Below are 19,655 nucleotides of genomic sequence, written 5' to 3' on the forward strand. Positions count from 1 at the left end.
GCAAGTAGATCGCTCTACTCGCGTAACAACCCTGCTCCTGCTTCTTTATTTCACTCAAACAATGTCTGCCCTAAGTACGAGCCTTTCGAAGAAACACCAGGCAATACAGCAAAATAACCGCCGCCAGTCGTATCCGTATAGGCCAGCATTTGATCAGGCATCTTAGGATTCGTTAAGCGTTTCTGGATCGATTCGAACTGCGTTTGGATATTCCGATTGAAGCACACAAACAACAATCCGGCATTGATGCGACCTACGCTGTCCAGGTTATCCATAAAATTATATCCGCGTCGCAAAATACGTTCACGCTCAGAATTTTCACCAGTACGTGGGTTAGATAACCGTATATGCGAGTCCAAAGCCGTTACCTTGCCTTCGGCGTCTGCGGCAAACTGCGGCGTATCGAATTCAGCTTTGCCGTCCATGGGTGCTCCAGATACCTTTTGACGGCCAATGATCTCTTCTTGATCCGAATAGGTTTGTTGATCCCATGTTTCGATTCGCATATGAATGCGACGAACAACCATATAGGTTCCGCCTGCTAACCACGGTGCGCTGTCCTTATCGCTAGCATCAATCCAGACGTTATTTTTCATAAAAGTCTCATCTTGTAAGGCAGGGTTAGCCGTACCATCCTTAAAGCCAAATAAATTACGTTTCGTTCCTTGTGACTTCACGCCAAGTTGACCTGTTTGCTGCCAGCGCAAGTGAGCAACGCCTCTAGCCGCCTTCGTTAAGTTGCGAATCGCATGAAAACAGATAATCGGATCGTCAGCACATGCTTGAACAACGATGTCCCCATGAGTCAATTGCTCTTGAAGTGAATCTTTATGAAAGATCGGCATCTCGGTCAATCCTGCCGGTTTACGGGAGCGAAGCCCGAAACGGTCAACACCTTCTTTTTCAAAAAAAGTGGCACCTAAAGCAAACGTAAGAGTTAATTTCCCCGTATCAAGACCAAACTGCTCGCCGGTATCCGTTGGTGGAAAAGCCCCATCCTGCGGCTCCACAGCCAACGGTTTACCTGCCATCAAGGTGGCAGCCATCTCCGTCCACTGCTTCATAAGTGCTTGCAGTTCTTTCACATCACTAGTCGTGACATCGAAAGCCGCCACATTAGCAAAATTTTGTGCAGGAGTGACAACTCCCGTTTGATGGGTGCCATAGAAATTCAGTGTCTCATTGGTCGTGGTAGCGGCAGCTTTATTCGTTGGCAGCGCGACTTGCGCCTTCCCCAACAAATCTCCCAAAACAACGCCCGCCGCACCCGCAGCGGTCATTCCTAAGAAGGCTCGACGATTCATTTTGTCCGACATACCACTTAACCCCATTCCTCTATTTACTTAGCGTTCCCGGCATTTTCACAAGCGGTTCAGCCAAAGCTTCTAATTTATTTTTCAAATCGACTTGTTTGGCTTGTTCTAATTTACCGAAATCATTCCATGTTGGGCCAACAGGTGAAAGTGTGTTCATCGTTTCGATAACGGTTGCTAAGCTCTTGCTGATTTTCTCATCCAACGCTGCGTCTTTCTTCTTCAACTCAACTTTAACCAGATCATAGATTGCTTGAGCGCCTTCTACATTTGCACGAATCACCGGCACAGTCGCACCGCTCCAACGCTCTTCTTCACCTGTAATTTTGCTGGATTGCGCTTCTTCCATCAATTCTCCAACGCCTGCGATGAAATCTGTAGGAGCAATCGTTGTTGCTGCAATCGCTTGTTGCATTTTCTTACCATCTTCAAGCAAACGCGCTGCAAATGGCTCGGCATCCTTAATGTTTTTCTTCACAAACAATAGGTATTCAATTCGGTGATACCCTGTAAAAGCAGGATCCTTCTCATTTTTAAAATCATCTACACGCGCATCCATTACTCCATCCAACTCACTGAACGTTTCGATGATTGGCTCTATTCTCTCATACGGCATACGAGCTAGTCCATATGCTTCTGTCGCTTTTTTCATATCACCGCTTTTAATAGCTGTATTAAGTTGATCGAGCAATGTCACCAGTTGATTGCCTTGGTCTTGCACATATTTATTGTAGGCTTTGGCAGCATCCTTCAGCGCAGCAGAAGCTTCAATGACATCTTTATTAACTGCACCTTTGTTATCTGCAAAAGAAGTTGTCAACTCCGTTAACGCTGCTTTTAAATTCGTATTCAAAGCCGTTAACGTAGGGAAGTCCAGCTTATCTTCTTTCAAGCCCGCTTCAAGCGGCGTCAAAAACTTTTCAACTTTAAAATATAATTCAGGGAATTTAGGCTTTACTTCATCCTCAAAGCTTGCCCATTGATCTTGCAGCTGATCGGCAAGTTTCTTGGCATCCTTGACTTTCGAAGCATCTAATTGACCCTTCAAACTATCGACACTAGTTACTAAAGTCGTTGAACCCTCTTTAAATGGCACTTTTGCGACCTCAGTTGGCTCTGATTTCCCACAACCTGCGAGTACAAGTGTAGTTGCTGCTGCTAAAATAATAAGTTGTTGACTTTTTTTCATGGGATATTCCCTCCACTTTTCTTTAAATTAGGATTTATTGTTTAATGTCATATTTCTGTTAGAAATGGTTTTAAGACGATCCTTGATCACTGCAATGAGGGCCAGGAGCAATAAGAGGAACTGTGGAATTGCGCTCTCTAAGGTAGGATATAGAGCAACGGCATCCCAGCTTGGCAGCCAATCGGCTGTAGTTGCGGGCAAATAACCAGCTAATTGAAGTCCATGAACGCCCATCCCTGCAAATTTGAAACATAAGTAGAAAACAAAAACACTTGATATCAAGAAAAAAGGACGCATCGGTATACGCAGTCCGATCTTCAGAATTAGAAAGGCAATAATGAGCAGCAAACCTACACCAATCCCAATTCCGCCGAGCAGCGAAGCCAATGAAATGGAGGATGCCATCCCGATCATAAAGAGGACCGTCTCTGTCCCTTCACGGAACACAGCTAGAAAAGCAAGTAAACTAAGCGATGCTAAACTTCCAGTTGCCAACGCCTTTACACTTTGATTACGAATGTAAGATTGCCAGTTCGAAATACTTGACTTGCTATGCAGCCAATAGCTCATATACAGGAGCATCAGAGCAGCAAAAACTCCGGTACATCCGGCAATTAGAAAGTTGTTATTCCCAAACGCACTCGCCGAAAATAACTGTTGCACCACAATGCCCAGAGCCATGCTGACAATGAGTCCCCCATATACGCCAAACCAAATCCATTTTTTCTTGTTTTCGTGGCCAGCCTTTTTGAGAAACCCAAGTAACGCAATAACGACAAGCAAGGCCTCGAGCCCTTCCCGAAGGATAATCGTCGTGGCATCAAGCATGGAGTAGCTTGTCTTTGCTGCCAAAGGTTGTAAATCGGCATGCATCCGAGTAATCGTCACAGTGGCATCCGCTATTTGAGGCGGACTAGCGGAAAGCTGTGCGTACGCTGTTACCATGTCTCGCTCCATGGAGGTGTACACGGCTGAGGACTGTGTCAACACGATTCCCTCAATAAGTAACCAGGAATTACGCAGGGTTTGAATACTTTCGGAAGCTCCCTCTATATCCTTCTCCTTCAGTTGATCTGATGCTTTCTCCAATAAAGTAACTAACGATGCTACGGTTACATTACTATCACTTTTCGCTGAAGCTCCAAACGCACTGAGATTGCCTTCTACGAAATACGTGTTCAACGTATGTAAATCCTTCAACTTCGCAGCTAGCTTCTGAGCATCAACAGGCTGCTTCATCATTTGCAGCGATGCTTCGCCCATTGCACCTTCGATTTTCTGATAGGCAGCTAGGGATTGCTCTTTAATCCCATCTTCATAGCTAAGCCAATTGATTTGAAAAGCTTCAAACAACTTCGTTGCTTGCTCGATATTTCCGCTTTCTGCAGCTTGAATTGCACGTACGATGCCTGCATCTTCTTTGGCTAGATCATCCTGAGGCTTGGCACTGGCGATTAATGGTACTGATAGAAACAATAAAAGAGCGATCCAACTGGCTAAAACAACCTTCCGCATACATGACAACTCCTTTGGAGTAGTGAACATTACACGCTCCAACATTTATTTAGAAACAATATTGATAATCATTATCAGCAAAATAATTACTCTGTATATTTTACTCTGATCCTCTAAACTGTCAATTACTTTCCCATAAAAAAGAGCCAATTAACTTAAATAAGTTAATTGGCTCTTTGATCTGTCATTTAAATTTCACATCTTCCGGACGAATCGACATCAGCTCAAGTTTAGACGGTGCGTTCACATATTGACTTAACAATCGTACGGCTTGATGCCGCATCGCTTTCTCCAAAATATTCCGAACATACCTCGCATTGCTGAAAGAACGCCAGGTCATCGCCTTCTCCTCGGCTAAGTGTTGCTTAAGCTTCGCTAATGTTTGCGGCAGCAGGACATATTCCCGATCCTTCGCCATCAACTCCGTAATTTGGATCAATTGATCAATGGCATAATCCTCGAAATCAATTTGAATCGGAAACCGTGAAGGAAGTCCAGGGTTCGTTGCTAGGAATTGCTCCATTTCTTCACTATATCCAGCTAGAATGAGGATGAAATCATTTTTCTTATCTTCCATTCCTTTGACCAGCGCATCAATCGATTCCTTGCCAAAATCTTTCTCCCCACCACGTGCCAAGCTATATGCTTCATCAATAAATAGGACGCCGCCCATCGCTTTTTTCATGAGTTCGCGCGTTTTTAGTGCAGTATGTCCAATGTATTCACCTACGAGGTCTGCACGCTCCACTTCAATGAAATGCCCTTTACTCAGTACGCCCATCGCATGAAACATACGACCTAACAATCGTGCTACCGTCGTCTTCCCCGTTCCAGGGCTGCCCTTGAAAATCATATGGTACACATGAGCATTGCTCATAAGTCCGGCTTCAACTCGAAATTGAGAGATCTGCAGCAGCGCATAAATTTCATGCACGAGCTCTTTAACATTTTCTAAGCCAATCAGCCCATTCAGCTCTTTGAAAACATCCGATAGCGGACCTTCCATTGGCGTCCTTTTGCCAGAGATCATCGGTTCGGCGTCGGCAAGGGGTGAAGCGCCTGACTGCCCACCTGATCCCTCAACAGTTCGCCGCTGACTGCCCGGTTCCGGCTGCCGTAGAACGATGTTGATTTGTCTGGATGGCAAGCTTCTACCACTCATGAGGATCACCTCGTTTACTTGATGGTTTATTAGTGCGTATCCACCATCCTACGCTTGTAAACGCCATTTTAGACCGCAACCTCTGTCCGAATACAGTAGTCTCTGCTTATTTACATGGAATTACGTTTAAGTCAGCATAAGTAAGGCCACGAATGTCTCCTTGTCCAAAGCTCCGAAATAGCGTCTCAGTTCCACATCTGCCAATCGTTCACGAACTGCACTTTCCTCATACCTCGTGCCAACCAGCATTTGTTCAAGTTCAGCGACATCATGGGCACCGAAGAAATCACCAAATATTTTAACATGCTGCAAATGACCTTCTTCGATGTCTAAACGAATATCCAATCTGCCAACGGCTTCAATTCTTTTGGCATGCTGAACAGTGCTTTTAGGTGATTTCCCATAATTCCAATCCCAGTTCTGATAGCGTTCTTCCGAAATCTCATGAATCTGTGCCCAATCTTCCTCTGTTAGCTTATAGCTAGGTACATGTTCAGCATCAACTCCGAAAATAGAACTAAGCAACTTAGATCGAAACTCTGCCATCGTAATCGGTTCTCTCAGAAATTCCACAATATTCGCGACCCGACTTCGGATCGACTTAATACCTTTGGATTGAATTTTATCGGGATCCACGCGAAGTGCTGAAACGACATTCTCTATCTCCGAATCGAATAAAAGTGTCCCATGACTGAACATTCTTCCCTTGGTTGAAAATTGCGCATTACCTGAGATTTTGCGTTCACCAACTTGGATATCATTACGTCCTGTTAATTCAGCTTGAACCCCCAGTGAATGCAACGCTTCAACCACTGGCGCCGTAAACTTCTGAAAATTATGAAACGAATTCCCGTCATCTTGGGTGATGAAGCTGAAATTCAAGTTCCCTAGATCATGATAGACCGCACCTCCACCAGATAATCGCCGAACCACATGCAGGTTATTCGCTTTCACATACTCGGGATTAATTTCTTCCAGCGTATTTTGGTTTTTGCCAATGATGATCGAAGGTTCGTTTATATAAAAGAGTAAATAACTCTCTCCCGCTGGGAGCTTACGCAAGGCGAACTCTTCAATGGCCAGATTAATTCTCGGATCCGTGATTCCTTCATTATCTATAAAAAGCATAGGTAATCTCCTTCTATTTTTATAAATTTGTCGTAAGGGTGCGGTTTAATGTCTGCATGCCAAGGGATGCATAGAAAAGCAACGCTCGTTCATTAAATTCCCAAACATTTAACTCAAGTGATTCGGCTTCGCGTGCTCGTGCCCAATCAGCAGCAGCCTGATAAAGTTTCTTGCCAATTCCTTGACGTTGATGTGTGGAGGCAACGGCAAGTTCATTTAAATAAGCATACTTACGCGGTACAAGCGCTTCATAGTTTGGACTTTGCTTCATCTCTAACATAGCGACACCGACTACTTCCTGCCCAATCTCTGCAACGATAATCTCTTTGTCCGCTCGATCCGAGAAGCTTCGATACCAGCCCATCGCAACAACATGATCAAGTTTGGCAAATCGATCTGGCAATGCCTCGGCATGTTCTTCCTGACCTTCACGGATGATCGTATTCACTGCATCATAGTCCTCCCATGTGGCCGTTCGCAATCGTAGTTCCATCGTAGTCTTCCTCCCCACATACACATTGATAAAATGTTCGCAAGTTTTTCAATTTTTCAATTGAATTTTTATGCACTAAATTGTATATTTATGTAATAACTTTTGAGGATGGAGGCACTTTCCATGCAAACAGAATATGATTTTTTCGAATATCTTGATCGTGTGGCTGCAAATACTTGGCCTGCTGAAAGTAATACAATGGTTGATCAATGGCTCATTCGAGCATCCAAAGGAATAACGAAACGCGCAAACAGCGTGTTTGCTATTGGCTCTTTCCCTCGTGATGACAATTGGTTATCCCATGTTGAACAATTTTACCATAGTCATGGGTTACCTGCTATTTTTCATGTTAGTTCTGCCTCTCCTGATCAATTGGACAATTTGCTGCAAGACCAGGGCTACGAATTAGATACTCCTTGTTACATGATGACAGCTAATTCCCAGCAAGTGGCTTCATACACGGAAGAACGCATAAAGAAGCAATATCCTTCAGCACTCGATCTTGAATTAGAAATTACACAATCCGTAACGAAAGAATGGCTAGATGCTTTCCTCTTCTTAGAGCAGTACCCGGAGGAACGTCGAAGCTTTTATCAAGGATTAAGTGACCGCATGCCGGCCACGAAAGCCTTCGTTACACTGAAAGATCATGGCCAGATTGTCGCACTTGGCACAGTCATCGTTGAAGGAGAATGGGCTGGCTTCGTGAATGTTATCGTGCACGAAGAGCACCGCGGCAAGGGATACGGCTATGCCATTCTTCATGCCATGACGGCATGGAGCATCACAAAAGGCGCAACACAGCAATATTTGCAAGTAATCGCCACCAATGTGCCCGCAGTTACGTTATACGAGAAACTTGGGTACCAAGTGAAATATGGCTATCATTACCGAGTGAAGTATGATTTGGCTGAACTTGTATCATCCTAACTAAGAATTTCTTAGGATGAAAGGAGCCGATTGCATGACTGCCACTAAGGAAAAACCTGTTTTTCCATCACAGCATCAGAACCATCAACCCGGTATCGAATCGGAAATGAAGCCACTTCCCGAATTTGAGAATGCGAACTATAAACCCGCTGGTAAACTGAAGGATAAAGTTGCCATCATCACTGGAGGTGACAGCGGCATAGGACGCGCTATTGCCGTGGCTTACGCCAAAGAAGGTGCCGATGTGATCATCGTCTACCTGAACGAGCATAAGGACGCAGAAGAAACACACCGTCATGTGGAACAGGCGGGTCGAAGGTGCCTACACGTCGCAGGTGACATTGGTGAAGAAAGCTTTTGCAAACAAGTCGTTGCCCAAGTCGTCAAAGAATTCGGGAAGCTCGACATTCTGGTGAACAATGCCGCTGAGCAGCATCCTCAGAAAAGTATAACGGATATTACATCAGCGCAGCTTGAACGAACGTTCCGAACGAATATTTTCTCCTACTTTTATATGACGCAAGCCGCACTTCCTCATCTAAAGCCAGGTAGTGCGATTATAAACACCGCTTCGATTACTGCTTACCATGGTCACGAACAATTAATTGATTATTCATCAACAAAGGGAGCGATTGTCACCTTCACGCGCTCGCTTTCGCTGCAGTTGAACGCCAAAGGCATTCGAGTAAACGGCGTTGCCCCTGGTCCCATCTGGACACCGTTAATTCCGTCTACATTTACAGCGCAGGAAGTTGAGGTCTTCGGCTCTACGACACCGATGAAACGGGCTGGACAGCCTAGTGAATTAGCACCAAGCTATGTATTCTTAGCTAGTGAAGACTCGTCTTACATGGCAGGGCAAATTCTACATATCAACGGTGGTACCATCGTAAACGGATAAATAAAAGAAAGCATGACAAGCAGCGGCATTCCCCGCTATCCTGTCATGCTTTCTTCATTTCAGCCCGAGCTTCAATTGCAGTTTGGTTAAATACCAATTTGTGTAGGCTAGTGTTTCTCTTGTATCATGATACGGCATGAAAAGCACCTCTGACTTGGTAGAGGAGACTAGCGGATCTTTGAAACCAATCGTTTCTGCAATATCAAGTGAACGAGAGCTATGAAACTTATGTGTGATGATAATTGAGCTAACAAGAGACTTCTCGTCCATAATTTGCTTAGAGAAAAGTAAATTCTCATAAGTACTCGTTGCCTTAGGCTCGAGCAGTATGCTTGACTTAGGTAAGCCATTCTTTACCAAATAGTCCCTCATGCCCTCAGCTTCTGTCAGCTTAGAACCATTATGATCCAAACCACCTGATACTATAAGCTGCTTGAAACGCCCCTGCTTGTACAACTCCACAGCCAAATCCAGCCGCTCTTGTAGCCCAGGACTTGGGGTATCATTACGCAGCGAAGCTCCCAATACGATACCTACATCAACTTGCTTAGGCAAGCTCGGCTGATTTGGGCCTAACTGTACCTTCCACTGGATAAACACAACCCAACTCACCAGCAAAGCAAAGGAGATCAACACGAATTGAAACGTCCTTACAAATAGGCGGTACAACCTAGATGGTGTTTTTACTTTCGAAGTGTTGGCCTTCTTCTTCGTTGGTGCAGGTACGATGGCGCGTTGTTTTTTGTTCATGCTAGGCTTTGCCGGCATCCTTCCTACTCCTTATCCAGAAATGTACTTACCTGCCGAAATAAGGCTGGGGCGTCCTCGCTCAAACAGATTAAATGATCTGATTTGGCGTGCCAGTGAAGCTCTCGCTGCCCTCTGAGCTTGCTATATATATACCGTGCACTCTGCGGGTGAATCACTTGATCTCGTTCCGCTTGTGCAATAAGGGTAGGCTTATTGACTAGACTGAGCTCCGGCTTCAGATGTCGGACAAGCCTCGTAAACTGCCAGGTCGCCACCAATGGTGTTGATTTCCCCTTGATGAAACTAATTTTACGTTGATACTTCCATTCCTCACGAAGGACGTTCAAGAGCCGGCCTGGGCTCACATAAATGACCGCCGTATTTAGCAGAATGAGTTTACGTACAGGGTAACGAACCGATAAGTAGGCTGCCAATAGACCTCCCATAGAAAATCCAACCATATCAAAGGAGCCATACGTCTCTGTCATCTTGGCCGCATGCCATTCGGCTGCCTGCACCCATTCTTCCCAACGCGAAGCGTGAAGCTGATGACGGCATTCTCCATTCCAAGGTAGGATTGGCACCTCACACAGCTGTCCACGCTCTCGTAAATGCCGAGCTAACGGCTCAACCTCATAAGGTCCACCTGTAAATCCATGGAACAATAGGCACGGTTGTTTCATGAGATCCACTCCTATCTTTTTATGAAAGCTTTCTTTATGTTAGTTTATTTTTCTTTGATTACAATGGTGTTAATCGTTACCTTCTCTTTTGGCTTACTTGGGGTAGATTCTCCACCCATTTCCACTGGTGTTTCTGCGATTTTCGTAATGGTGGCCATACTGTCTGCTGTGACTTTTCCGAAAATTGAATAATTCGGCGTACTGTTCAAATTCGCGCAATCCGTACCCGAACAAATGAAGAATTGGCTGCCATTTGTATTCGCACCTGAGTTAGCCATCGCCACAGTACCTGGTTCATACTTATGCGTTGTTTTCAATTCATCAGCAAATTTATAGCCTGGGCCCCCTCTGCCTGTCCCTTGCGGATCTCCCGTTTGGATCATGAAGGTTTTGATAATACGGTGAAACGTCACATTGTTATAAAAGCCTTCTTTGGACAGAAAAACGAAGTTATTCACCGTTTTCGGTGCTTCTTTGGCGTACAAGTCGATTGTAAAAGTTCCTTTCGACGTTGTTACTTCTGCCTGATATGTTTTGTTCGTATCAATCATCATATCTGGGGCTTTGCTCCATTGCTTGCCTGCTGTTGCCGATGTCGATGCCGCAGGTGTTGCTGTTGCTGTTGCGGATGATGTTGGAGCAGTAGTGCTAGTACCAGGCGTTGCCGTGCCGCCAGTTGTTTCCGTAGGTTTATTGCCGCACGCGGATGCGATCAGGGTTAATGCAAGCAAGGAAGCGGTGATTAGCATGTTGGACTTCATGGATTTAGTGGCTAGTTTCATTGAATGGTCCTCCAGTTTGATTTTGTTTTGTGATGATACGTGCAGATAAGGTCTAGTCGGTCGAGAAAGATTTTATAACGCCTTTTTCGGGCGTTACGGCTTGTCCGACACTAGCATTCCAATCTTTAAGGCCCTTTTAGGGTCTTAAAGTGCTCACTCAGCTACATTTCAGCGAGAAAATGCCTTTGTAACGCCTTTTTCGGGTGCTACGGCTTGTCTGCTTCGGCCCGCTGGAGCTATAAGGCCCTTTCTGGGCCTTATTATGCTCACTCTGACAGCTTACGTGCCATTCTTCGGTTTCTCGTCAATCGGCTTATTTACCGGTGATGGCGTCGGCGTTGGACTCGGCGTTGGACTTATGGATGGGCTAGGTGTTGGCGTTAGTGTTGGTGTTGGTGTTGGGCTTGGACTTGTTTCCGTTCCTGTGCCAGGTTTAATCGTTGCTCCTGGGGATGTCGCAGGACCTGGCTTCCCGCTCGGTGATGGGGATGGATTAGGATTATTCCCCCCGTTACCTGGTGACGGTGACGGCGAAACCGATGGGGATGGTGACGGAATACCACCATTCGGAAGCGAATCATCCTTCGGAATTTCAACAGTCGCGATATTCGACTTCGCCCCCGGTGTATTCGATTCGCTCGCCAGCGGTACCACATAATATTGATAGGTTTCACCGCTATTTATCGTCGTGTCCTCGACCAGCACTTTAGGTGTTTGAACAATCATTTTCGCTTCAGCCTCAGTAGCGCTTTTACGATACACTTCGTAGCTAACTTTCTCTCCGAGAGATGTCCATGCAATCTTAACACGCTTTGACTCTGGTACATAAGTGGCCGTAACATCTGAGATTCCACTAGGCGGTTCCTTCAAATCGTCTACATTAGCAGGCTTAACGAAGTTTGTAATTGGCTTGCCGTCTAGAGCTTTAGACATGACGGTCTTGAAAATGTTGGCCGTACTGCCGCTCCCCACCGTCACATAATGTTTGGAATCGACCTTATCGAAGCCTTCCCATACGGCCGCAGTCCATTCAGGGGTATAGCCAACGAACCATACATCTCGATCGTACTGTTCAATGCCCTTAATATCAAGTCCTGTTGACCCTGTTTTCCCAGCAACTGGACGATTGAACTTCGCTTTCACACCCGTACCACCCGTCTCCACAACACCTTGCAGCAGCAGGGTCATATAGTAGGAAGTCTTTGGCTGGATAACTTGCTTTTTCTCAGGCTTATACACGGCAACTTCTTTACCTTGAGCGTCTGTAATGCGTAAAATCGCATGAGTTTTATTTTGCATACCTTGGTTTGCAAAAGCTGTATAGGCTCCAGCCATTTGCAATGGCGATACACCGTCAGTAAGCCCGCCTAGCGCAATCGCTAAATTCTTATCTTTCTGTGGATTTAATGTGGTTCCTAGTTTATTCGCAAATGCAATCCCCGTATTCACACCGATTTGGTTTAATAACCAGACAGGTGCCAGATTGTAGGATTTCTTGACGGCTTCAAACATGGTGACCTGCCCATGTGTTTGGCGATCATAGTTTTGTGGTGTGTACGAACCGAAAGACGTTTGCGTATCATCTAACAACGAATACGGTGTATATTTCCCACTATCTAAAGCGGGTGCATAGACCGCAATTGGTTTAAATGACGACCCTGGCTGTCTTTTGGAATACACACGACTGAACCCTTTGGTTTTATAATCCCGGCCACCGATTAATCCCATGATGCCACCGGTTTTATTGTCCAGTATAACCATGGAACTTTGAATTTTCTGACCATCTGTTGCATCCTTTTGGAAGAAACTCGGATCCGCGTAGGTTTGCTCGATAGTTTGCTGAGCTTTAATATCCATCGTTGTGTATATACGGTATCCTTTGGTTAGTAGCTCATCTTCTTCAATACCGTACATGTCCTCTGCTTCATTAACCACATAGTCCACGAACGAAGCATACTGTTTCGTCCCTCCCGTACTTGTCGATACAGGCGGCACGTAATCGACATCAGCGGCTTTGGCGCGCTCAGCCTCCGTAATATAACCCTGATCCGTCATCAGCCGCAGGACAACTGCTCGACGTTCTTTCGATAAATCAGGGTGGGTTAATGGCGAGTAGCGAGAAGGTGCTTTGGGTAGTGCGGCAAGTGTCGCCATTTCCCATACTTCCAACTCGTTCAAATTGGATTTGTTAAAGTAAACCTTGGCTGCTGCCTTAATCCCGTAAGCGTTACTTCCGAAGAAGATTCGGTTCAAATATTTCTCCAGAATTTCATCCTTCGTAAACCGCTCATCCAACGCAAATGCGATCGACATTTCCGTACCTTTCCGGAAGGCTGTTTTCTCTGAGCTTAGGAATACGTTCTTGGCAAGCTGTTGCGTGATTGTACTGCCACCTTCAACTGCAGACATATGAATAATATCTGTGACAAGCGCACGCCCGATGGCTCTCAAATCAACACCTGAGTGTTCATTAAAACGACGATCCTCCGTGGCGATAAAAGCTTGCTTCAGCCGTTCCGGAACATCTTTGATATTGACGCTTTCCCGATTTTCACCGCGATAAATTTTGGATATCTCAGTGGCAGGTTTTTCTTTCCCATCCTTATCTTTCCCTTCCTCTTGCGCATAAATAAGGGTAGACTCTGTTGTGGAAATAATTTTATCAATATTTGCATCCAGGATTTTGAAGCCGCTCATGATGACAACAATATAAATCCCCGTTGCGCAAATCACAGCGACAATTGCGGCAATGATGGAACCCATAATGAGCTTACGTGCATTGAATTTTTTCTTCTTGGGGCCCTTTTTCTGGCTTGGTTTAGACTCCCTTGGCTTGGTTTGCGGCGCGGATGGATGTCTCGTAGGTTTTTTATCCATATTCACCAACTCCCTTACGTTTCGTTTCTCTCTAGAGCGATAGTCGATTTATCAAGTCCAATGAAAAATCGACTAAATTTCAACAAAAGAACAACCTTTATACAAGGTTGCTCCCAAAAGTTTCTATTCGGTTAGACGTTTCAGTCCATTAAAAAGTTGCAAATTGAAGCGATATACAGATTATTCCGTTGCTTCTGCAGCCGCCATTAACGAAACAGCACGCTGTGGTGTGAAGGTAGAGATCGCATGCTTGTACACCATTTGTTGACGGCCTTCGCTGTCAATGATGATCGTGAAGTTATCAAATGCACGAATAAGTCCTCTAATTTGAAAGCCATTCGTTAAATAAACGGTTACGGGAATGCTTTCTTTACGCAGCTGATTTAGAAAATTGTCCTGAATATTAATGGATCGGTTCATCAGTATGTCCCCCTTAATGGAATGAAACTTTCGCCCATACGGCGCTATTTTCTACCACATAGGAAAGTTTACCTTTGTTAAGCAATAAAGTGCGTAACAAACTTTCCTATTGGCGATAAAAACAACCTCTAAACGCGGTCGCTCATCTTCGAAATGACTTCGATAGAAGTTTTTATCATTGGTGATATTTGTTAATTATATTCTATTTTATGTACAAACTTTCCTGCTAGTATATCACTAATCATTTCGAAATGGGCAGAAAAATTTGCTGTATCTGTCACATCAACCCAATCAATGTCCTTCATGTGCCTAAACCAAGACAATTGACGTTTCGCAAATCGACGTGTATCCCGCTTGAGCAAGATTACGGCATCTTCGAAACTGAGCTCATGCTCCAAATAACTGACGATCTCTTTATAACCAAGTGCTTGCATCGAAATGGCTGACTTTGGGGTGCCAGCAGCAAGTAGCGCTTGTACCTCTTCGACCAACCCTTCCTGAATCATCGCATCGATACGTTCTTCAATCCGCTGATAGAGCAGGGCTCGGTCCATCGTGAGTCCAATGATACATAGTTCGTAGGGAGATTCTTTTTTCTGGGAGGCCAAATGAGCGGTCATGGTTTCCCCAGATATATGGAAAATCTCAAGTGCTCGTATGACGCGCCTGCGATCATTCGCGTGCAGACGGCCCGCACTCTCAGGATCAATTTCCCGCAACTTGGCATGCAGGGCTTCTTCCCCATGCGTATTTGCAAATTCTTCCTGCATTAATCTGAATTCCTCATCCATGCTGACATCCGTGAATTGATAATCATAGCATACCGACTCGATATATAATCCTGTGCCACCAACGATAAAAGGCAGCTTGCCGCGCGAGTGAATGTCTTGAATTAATCCTTTTACTCGCTCTTGAAACTCGGCTGCAGAAAACGAATACGATGGATCATGAATATCAATTAGATGATGCGGGACGATTTGCTGCTCCGCCTCGCTCGCTTTGGCGGTTCCGATGTCCATGCCACGATATACCTGCATCGAATCACCAGAAATAATTTCACAATCGAAGCGCTGAGCAATTTCCAAGCTGAGCTTGGTCTTGCCAACAGCGGTTGGACCAAGTAGCACGAGTAATTTCGGCTTGGCTGATGGGGCTAACACAATCGAATCACTCCATACGTTGTTTTCGTTGTTGAACGTAACACATGCTCGAACCCGAGCCGAGCAAACTCAGAACTGTCACGGTTTTCCTTAAGCACAATACTTTTGCGTGCAACGCGTCTTGCTTCAGCGATCGAAGCCAAGCTAACGGCTTCATCGTTCGCACGATGCCGAAGTGGGGATATCGCATGCGATTCCTCAATCGGACTGCGAAACATGGGATCAAAATAGACCACATCCACACTCTGCGTGTCTAATTGCTGCAAATAGGATAGGTGATGCGTGTGCCTAACCTCAATGCGTCTCATTGCAGCATTCAATTCCGGTATTTCCGATTGATACTGCACCAAGCCTTCTTGAATCAGCATGGCTGGGATCGTTTCACTTTCAAGCGCTGTTACACGCCCTTCCATACCGACCACATAGGAGAAGACGATAGCATCCGACGCAAGCCCCGCTGTACAATCTACGATACGGTCGCCGGAAACGGCTCCTGATGCCTCTATGAGTAAATCAGGCTCCCCCCTCTGCATCCGTTTGACACGAACGAGAGACATACTTGGATGGAAAAAAGTTGCTGGGTGGTCTTCTTCATAGTACCTGATCTCTTCCCTTGTCACAAGCAGAACAGAACTATCCTTATAATTTCTCCTAAGATGTTCCAAAGAATACTTCTTACGGGGCACATTTCGGCCCCCATATAATACGGATAAGCGTGCGGCTTCCGCCACCAATTCAGCGGACGGGTTATACGAAGTTGTTACTAGCACAGGGTTACATCACTCGCTTAAACATTTTTTCTAACTCATACGTTGTAAAACTTACTACGATCGGTCGTCCGTGCGGACACGTATACGGATTCCGGCAGCCTGCGAGACGATCAATTAATGTCTCCATTTCCAGTATACCAAGGCTTTGATTAGCTTTGATCGATGCCTTACACGAGCACATAATCGCTGCTTTCTCACGCAGTTTGGCGATATCCAAAGCTTTGCGATCCGAAATAATGAGCTCACACATCTCTTCAACGATAGCCTTCTCTTCCCCTGAAGGGAACCAATGAGGATGCGCACGTACGAGGAAAGTGTTGCCGCCAAAGGCTTCCATATACACGCCAACTTGTTCAAACAAGGCTAGCTTATCCGCAATAACCCCCGCTTCAGAAGGAGTGAATTCCAATGTAATCGGAACGAGCAATTCTTGGCTCGCCTCAGCAGGATTGCCAAAATGCTCATAATAATATTCATAATTAATACGTTCATGTGCGGCATGTTGATCGATTAAATACAACCCTGTCTCATTCTGAGCAATCAAATAGGTGCCATGCATTTGTCCGATCGGATCCAAACGAGGAAACGTTGGGAGCTTAGGTGCATCACTGTCCTCATTCGAAGGCATCAAATCCATAAATGCCTCATTTGTTCGACGTTGCTGTTGAATAGAAGTGTTTCGAAATGATGCATCGCGCACAGGCGTGTAACTCTGACTAGCCGTTGGTGTTCTTTTGGTTGCAAATCCACTTTCTGTAGGTGAACTGGCACTCGAAAATGATACCTCAGGCTGCGGCTTCTGCGAAGGTAGTGTCGAAGGAAATGACGCTGCCTGACGGTAATCAGGAGCAGTTTCTTTGATCTGAGGTGGCAACCACTGCGAGTCATCCTTCCTCTGATTAGAACTTGTTTCCTTCAGACCGTCCAAAGCATTCAAACCCTGCAAACCCTTCGAATCTTTCGAATCCTCAGCATCCTTGTGATCCTTATAAAACTCCGCATCCAACTCCATCGACGGACTACGGGTTTCCTTTGGCGGCTCTACAGTACGTGTGAGCTCTAGTTGCTCCTGAACGTATGCGCCTTTTGGCACTGATGACGCTTTGACTCCCGTAGGAATCAGCACTTGTCTGCCGAATAGCCGCTTCACCTCGGCTTCGATCAATGCCGTAAGCTCCGCTTCCTTACTGAAGCGGACCTCCAGCTTGGATGGATGTACGTTGACATCCACAAGCGCAGGGTCCATCCCGATGTGCAGCGCAGCAACGGGAAAGCGATTGATCGGCAGCAGGGTGTGATACCCCTGCAGCAGGGCTTGATTCAGCGCGAAGTTGCGCACATATCGACCATTAACGATGGTCGATATGCCACCGCGATTCGCGCGCGTCATTTCGGGCTTGGCGACGAAGCCCGAGATGGTATAATCCAAGCTTTCCACTTGGATTGGAAGCATTTGCTTGGCAATCGCCGTGCCATAGATGCCAGCAATGACTTGAAGCAGATCCCCGTTGCCTAACGTTTGGAGCAATACATTGCCATTATGCTTCAAGGTGAAAGCAATACCAGGATGAGCGAGCGAAAGACGATATAAATAATCAGAAATATGCCCAAGCTCCGTCTGGATCGTTTTCATATATTTCAATCTAGCTGGCGTGTTATAAAACAAATCACGTACTGTCACTTCTGTACCACGCGATGCGGCTGTTTCTTCCACAGCACGAATCGTGCCGCCCTCGATGGTGATTTTACGTCCCAACCCATCATTCGTCGCACTGGTTACACACTCAAGCCTGGAGACAGAAGCAATACTTGGCAGGGCTTCACCCCGAAAGCCTAGCGTGCGGATCGAGAACAGATCCTTGCTCGTTGCAATTTTACTCGTAGCATGCCGCTGGAAAGCTAATTCACAATCCTCAAGAGCCATGCCTGAGCCGTTATCAGATACCCGAATTAAGGTTAATCCACCTTCTTCAATCGTGACGTCAACACGGGTACTCCCCGCATCAACCGAGTTCTCAACCAGCTCTTTCACGACCGATGAAGGCCGCTCCACCACTTCACCTGCTGCAATTTGGTTCGCAATATGCTCGCTTAAGAGCTGAATTTTCCCCATCGTCTTAATTCCCCTTTGTAGCCTGAATTGAAACGTTCTCCCCTTGATGAGTGACCTTCAGCTGTGGAAAATACTCATCAAATACATCAACATTCACATAGCTCATACCGTTGACAATCATCAACTTATCGGAATCAATCGCAAACGCATGTGTTCCCTTGCTATCAGTGATATCCACGGTGCGATTCTGATCATTCCATGTAATTTTGGCCCCGATAAGAGCAGCTAGCCCACGTGCCGATGCATAGAACTTACCTTTTTCACTGAAGCTGCCGAAGCCATAGCCAACGTCAACACCGTTATAAGTAACATTATGCTTTGTAAACGACACTTGAATATCCGAAATACCTGTTTCATGAAGTGCTGTAATAAGCTGTGCCGATACGCCATCAACTTTCAAGTCCGGAGTAATGCCTACTTTGTTCACTTTTCGCATTTTGGGTGTTAAGTATTCTTCAACGGTGACCTTCAATACACTTTGATCGGGAAGCTCGAAGAGCTGCTGAACGCTTCCTTTACCAAATGTTTGCATACCAATCACTTTCCCAACTCCGTAGTCCTGTAAAGCACCCGAAAGTACCTCTGAAGCACTTGCACTATTCTCATTTGCTAAAATATAAACTGGAATCCCCAGCGGACTTCCATCCTGAAAAGTCACTGGATCATCCACACCATCACGGTTCTGGGTATGAATGAGGACGCCTTCTTTTACAAAATGCTTAGCAATATTACGTGCCGTTTCTAGATATCCGCCGGGATTATCACGAACATCTAGGATCAACGACTTCAGTCCTTTGGCTTGCAGCGCACTTAGTTGTTTGTCAAATTCTTCATCCGCTTCATCTGAAAAGTCCGTGATTTGTACGTAACCAACGCCATTTGTAAAGCTTTTGCTATACACTTCGGGCGAATTTACAGCTTGGCGAGTAAGTTCGAACGTTAATTCTTTATCCCCGCGCAATACGGTAACTTTTACTTTGGTCCCCGCGACGCCAATGATTTTACTCCGAACAGCATCAATTGAAGTCGTCGAAGCGGCAACACCATCTACAGCTCGGATATAGTCATCAGGCTGCAGCCCCGCAGCTTCTGCTGGGGAACCTGGGATTGTTCTCGACACATATACACCCTGGTCATCAAGACCAATAACACAGCCAATGCCTTCAAAACTATTTTCAAGGCTATTCGAGAATTGACCGTAATCCTGAGGTGTGAAGAGTACCGTATACGGATCCTTCAAACCAGCAATCATCTGCTCAATGCTCTGATTTGCCAAAGACTCTAGGGAAACGCCGCTCACATGGTTTTCGACAAGTGTCTTTCGTACGAGAACGGTCTGTAGATCCTCATCTGCCATGGCACTTGCAGGCATAACGACGGCTAGTGCCGATGCGAGTGCCAGAGTTGCTTTAACTGCTTTCTTATTCAATGGTGAGAAACTCATATGCATATCTCCGTTCCAGTAGTGA

17 protein-coding genes are annotated in these 19,655 nt (G+C 45.6%); 2 read left to right on the forward strand and 15 right to left on the reverse strand.

The features are described 5' to 3' along the window. Positions 1-50: 50 nt before the first annotated feature. The 6 genes from efeB to GC096_RS13765 all read right to left on the reverse strand — a co-directional run bounded on the left by efeB (position 51) and on the right by GC096_RS13765 (position 6,800). Positions 51-1,316 carry an iron uptake transporter deferrochelatase/peroxidase subunit gene (gene efeB / locus GC096_RS13740; protein WP_171630852.1) on the reverse strand — a complete coding sequence of 422 codons (1,266 nt, stop codon included), beginning with the start codon at positions 1,314-1,316 and terminating at the stop codon, positions 51-53. Between the two features lie 19 nt (positions 1,317-1,335). Next, positions 1,336-2,502 (reverse strand): EfeM/EfeO family lipoprotein, encoded by a 1,167-nt coding sequence (locus GC096_RS13745; protein WP_171630854.1) that lies wholly within the window; start codon positions 2,500-2,502, stop codon positions 1,336-1,338. Positions 2,503-2,529: 27 nt separating this feature from the next. After that, positions 2,530-4,017, reverse strand: coding sequence for an FTR1 family iron permease (locus GC096_RS13750; RefSeq protein ID WP_171630856.1), 1,488 nt, complete (start codon positions 4,015-4,017; stop codon positions 2,530-2,532). 184 nt (positions 4,018-4,201) lie between these two features. After that, on the reverse strand, positions 4,202-5,179 hold the full coding sequence (locus GC096_RS13755) for an AAA family ATPase (protein ID WP_056620891.1): 978 nt from the start codon (positions 5,177-5,179) through the stop codon (positions 4,202-4,204). A 126-nt stretch (positions 5,180-5,305) separates the two neighbouring features. Further along, entirely contained in the window at positions 5,306-6,307 is a 1,002-nt protein-coding gene (lplA, locus tag GC096_RS13760) for a lipoate--protein ligase (RefSeq protein ID WP_171630858.1), read from the reverse strand. Between the two features lie 19 nt (positions 6,308-6,326). Continuing rightward, positions 6,327-6,800, reverse strand: a complete 474-nt coding sequence (locus GC096_RS13765; protein WP_171630861.1) for a GNAT family N-acetyltransferase — start codon at positions 6,798-6,800, stop codon at positions 6,327-6,329. A 123-nt stretch (positions 6,801-6,923) separates the two neighbouring features. On the opposite strand from GC096_RS13765, the gene GC096_RS13770 reads away from it, so the two are divergent. After that, the gene (locus GC096_RS13770; protein WP_171630863.1) at positions 6,924-7,730 is read left to right on the forward strand and encodes a GNAT family N-acetyltransferase; all 807 of its coding nucleotides are present in this window, start codon (positions 6,924-6,926) and stop codon (positions 7,728-7,730) included. A gap of 34 nt (positions 7,731-7,764) precedes the next feature. Then, positions 7,765-8,631, forward strand: a complete 867-nt coding sequence (locus tag GC096_RS13775) for an SDR family oxidoreductase (RefSeq protein WP_171630865.1) — start codon at positions 7,765-7,767, stop codon at positions 8,629-8,631. Between the two features lie 54 nt (positions 8,632-8,685). Here the strand turns inward: GC096_RS13775 and GC096_RS13780 are convergent, their stop codons facing one another. The 9 genes from GC096_RS13780 to GC096_RS13820 form a co-directional block, all read right to left on the reverse strand. Continuing rightward, positions 8,686-9,399 (reverse strand): YdcF family protein, encoded by a 714-nt coding sequence (locus tag GC096_RS13780; RefSeq protein WP_246302736.1) that lies wholly within the window; start codon positions 9,397-9,399, stop codon positions 8,686-8,688. A gap of 5 nt (positions 9,400-9,404) precedes the next feature. Continuing rightward, complete coding sequence (locus tag GC096_RS13785) at positions 9,405-10,064, reverse strand: alpha/beta hydrolase (protein WP_171630866.1); 660 nt, start codon at positions 10,062-10,064, stop codon at positions 9,405-9,407. Positions 10,065-10,108: 44 nt separating this feature from the next. Then, the gene (locus GC096_RS13790; RefSeq protein WP_246302737.1) at positions 10,109-10,846 is read right to left on the reverse strand and encodes a peptidylprolyl isomerase; all 738 of its coding nucleotides are present in this window, start codon (positions 10,844-10,846) and stop codon (positions 10,109-10,111) included. Positions 10,847-11,125: 279 nt separating this feature from the next. After that, positions 11,126-13,723 carry a transglycosylase domain-containing protein gene (locus GC096_RS13795; RefSeq protein WP_171630868.1) on the reverse strand — a complete coding sequence of 866 codons (2,598 nt, stop codon included), beginning with the start codon at positions 13,721-13,723 and terminating at the stop codon, positions 11,126-11,128. 180 nt (positions 13,724-13,903) lie between these two features. Next, positions 13,904-14,143, reverse strand: a complete 240-nt coding sequence (gene hfq, locus GC096_RS13800) for an RNA chaperone Hfq (RefSeq protein WP_056620871.1) — start codon at positions 14,141-14,143, stop codon at positions 13,904-13,906. A 191-nt stretch (positions 14,144-14,334) separates the two neighbouring features. Next, on the reverse strand, positions 14,335-15,303 hold the full coding sequence (gene miaA, locus GC096_RS13805; RefSeq protein WP_376769498.1) for a tRNA (adenosine(37)-N6)-dimethylallyltransferase MiaA: 969 nt from the start codon (positions 15,301-15,303) through the stop codon (positions 14,335-14,337). Continuing rightward, positions 15,297-16,073: a class I SAM-dependent methyltransferase gene (locus GC096_RS13810; protein WP_171630869.1), complete on the reverse strand. Its 777-nt coding sequence runs from the start codon at positions 16,071-16,073 to the stop codon at positions 15,297-15,299. Before GC096_RS13810 ends, miaA begins: the two co-directional genes overlap by 7 nt. 4 nt (positions 16,074-16,077) lie before the next feature. After that, entirely contained in the window at positions 16,078-18,186 is a 2,109-nt protein-coding gene (gene mutL, locus GC096_RS13815; RefSeq protein ID WP_171630871.1) for a DNA mismatch repair endonuclease MutL, read from the reverse strand. Between the two features lie 4 nt (positions 18,187-18,190). Next, positions 18,191-19,630: a S41 family peptidase gene (locus GC096_RS13820; protein ID WP_171630872.1), complete on the reverse strand. Its 1,440-nt coding sequence runs from the start codon at positions 19,628-19,630 to the stop codon at positions 18,191-18,193. Positions 19,631-19,655: the final 25 nt, after the last annotated feature.

This window comes from Paenibacillus plantarum, assembly GCF_013141695.1.
GTDB classification, from domain to species: domain Bacteria; phylum Bacillota; class Bacilli; order Paenibacillales; family NBRC-103111; genus Paenibacillus_E; species Paenibacillus_E plantarum.

Excerpts from the sequence above, each read along its gene's own strand:
- efeB (WP_171630852.1), bottom strand. The coding sequence starts at position 1,316 with ATGTCGGACAAAATGAATCGTCGAGCCTTCTTAGGAATGACCGCTGCG.
- GC096_RS13745 (WP_171630854.1), bottom strand. The coding sequence starts at position 2,502 with ATGAAAAAAAGTCAACAACTTATTATTTTAGCAGCAGCAACTACACTT.
- GC096_RS13750 (WP_171630856.1), bottom strand. The coding sequence starts at position 4,017 with ATGCGGAAGGTTGTTTTAGCCAGTTGGATCGCTCTTTTATTGTTTCTA.
- GC096_RS13755 (WP_056620891.1), bottom strand. The coding sequence starts at position 5,179 with ATGAGTGGTAGAAGCTTGCCATCCAGACAAATCAACATCGTTCTACGG.
- lplA (WP_171630858.1), bottom strand. The coding sequence starts at position 6,307 with ATGCTTTTTATAGATAATGAAGGAATCACGGATCCGAGAATTAATCTG.
- GC096_RS13765 (WP_171630861.1), bottom strand. The coding sequence starts at position 6,800 with ATGGAACTACGATTGCGAACGGCCACATGGGAGGACTATGATGCAGTG.
- GC096_RS13770 (WP_171630863.1), top strand. The coding sequence starts at position 6,924 with ATGCAAACAGAATATGATTTTTTCGAATATCTTGATCGTGTGGCTGCA.
- GC096_RS13775 (WP_171630865.1), top strand. The coding sequence starts at position 7,765 with ATGACTGCCACTAAGGAAAAACCTGTTTTTCCATCACAGCATCAGAAC.
- GC096_RS13780 (WP_246302736.1), bottom strand. The coding sequence starts at position 9,399 with ATGCCGGCAAAGCCTAGCATGAACAAAAAACAACGCGCCATCGTACCT.
- GC096_RS13785 (WP_171630866.1), bottom strand. The coding sequence starts at position 10,064 with ATGAAACAACCGTGCCTATTGTTCCATGGATTTACAGGTGGACCTTAT.
- GC096_RS13790 (WP_246302737.1), bottom strand. The coding sequence starts at position 10,846 with ATGAAACTAGCCACTAAATCCATGAAGTCCAACATGCTAATCACCGCT.
- GC096_RS13795 (WP_171630868.1), bottom strand. The coding sequence starts at position 13,723 with ATGGATAAAAAACCTACGAGACATCCATCCGCGCCGCAAACCAAGCCA.
- hfq (WP_056620871.1), bottom strand. The coding sequence starts at position 14,143 with ATGAACCGATCCATTAATATTCAGGACAATTTTCTAAATCAGCTGCGT.
- mutL (WP_171630871.1), bottom strand. The coding sequence starts at position 18,186 with ATGGGGAAAATTCAGCTCTTAAGCGAGCATATTGCGAACCAAATTGCA.
- GC096_RS13820 (WP_171630872.1), bottom strand. The coding sequence starts at position 19,630 with ATGAGTTTCTCACCATTGAATAAGAAAGCAGTTAAAGCAACTCTGGCA.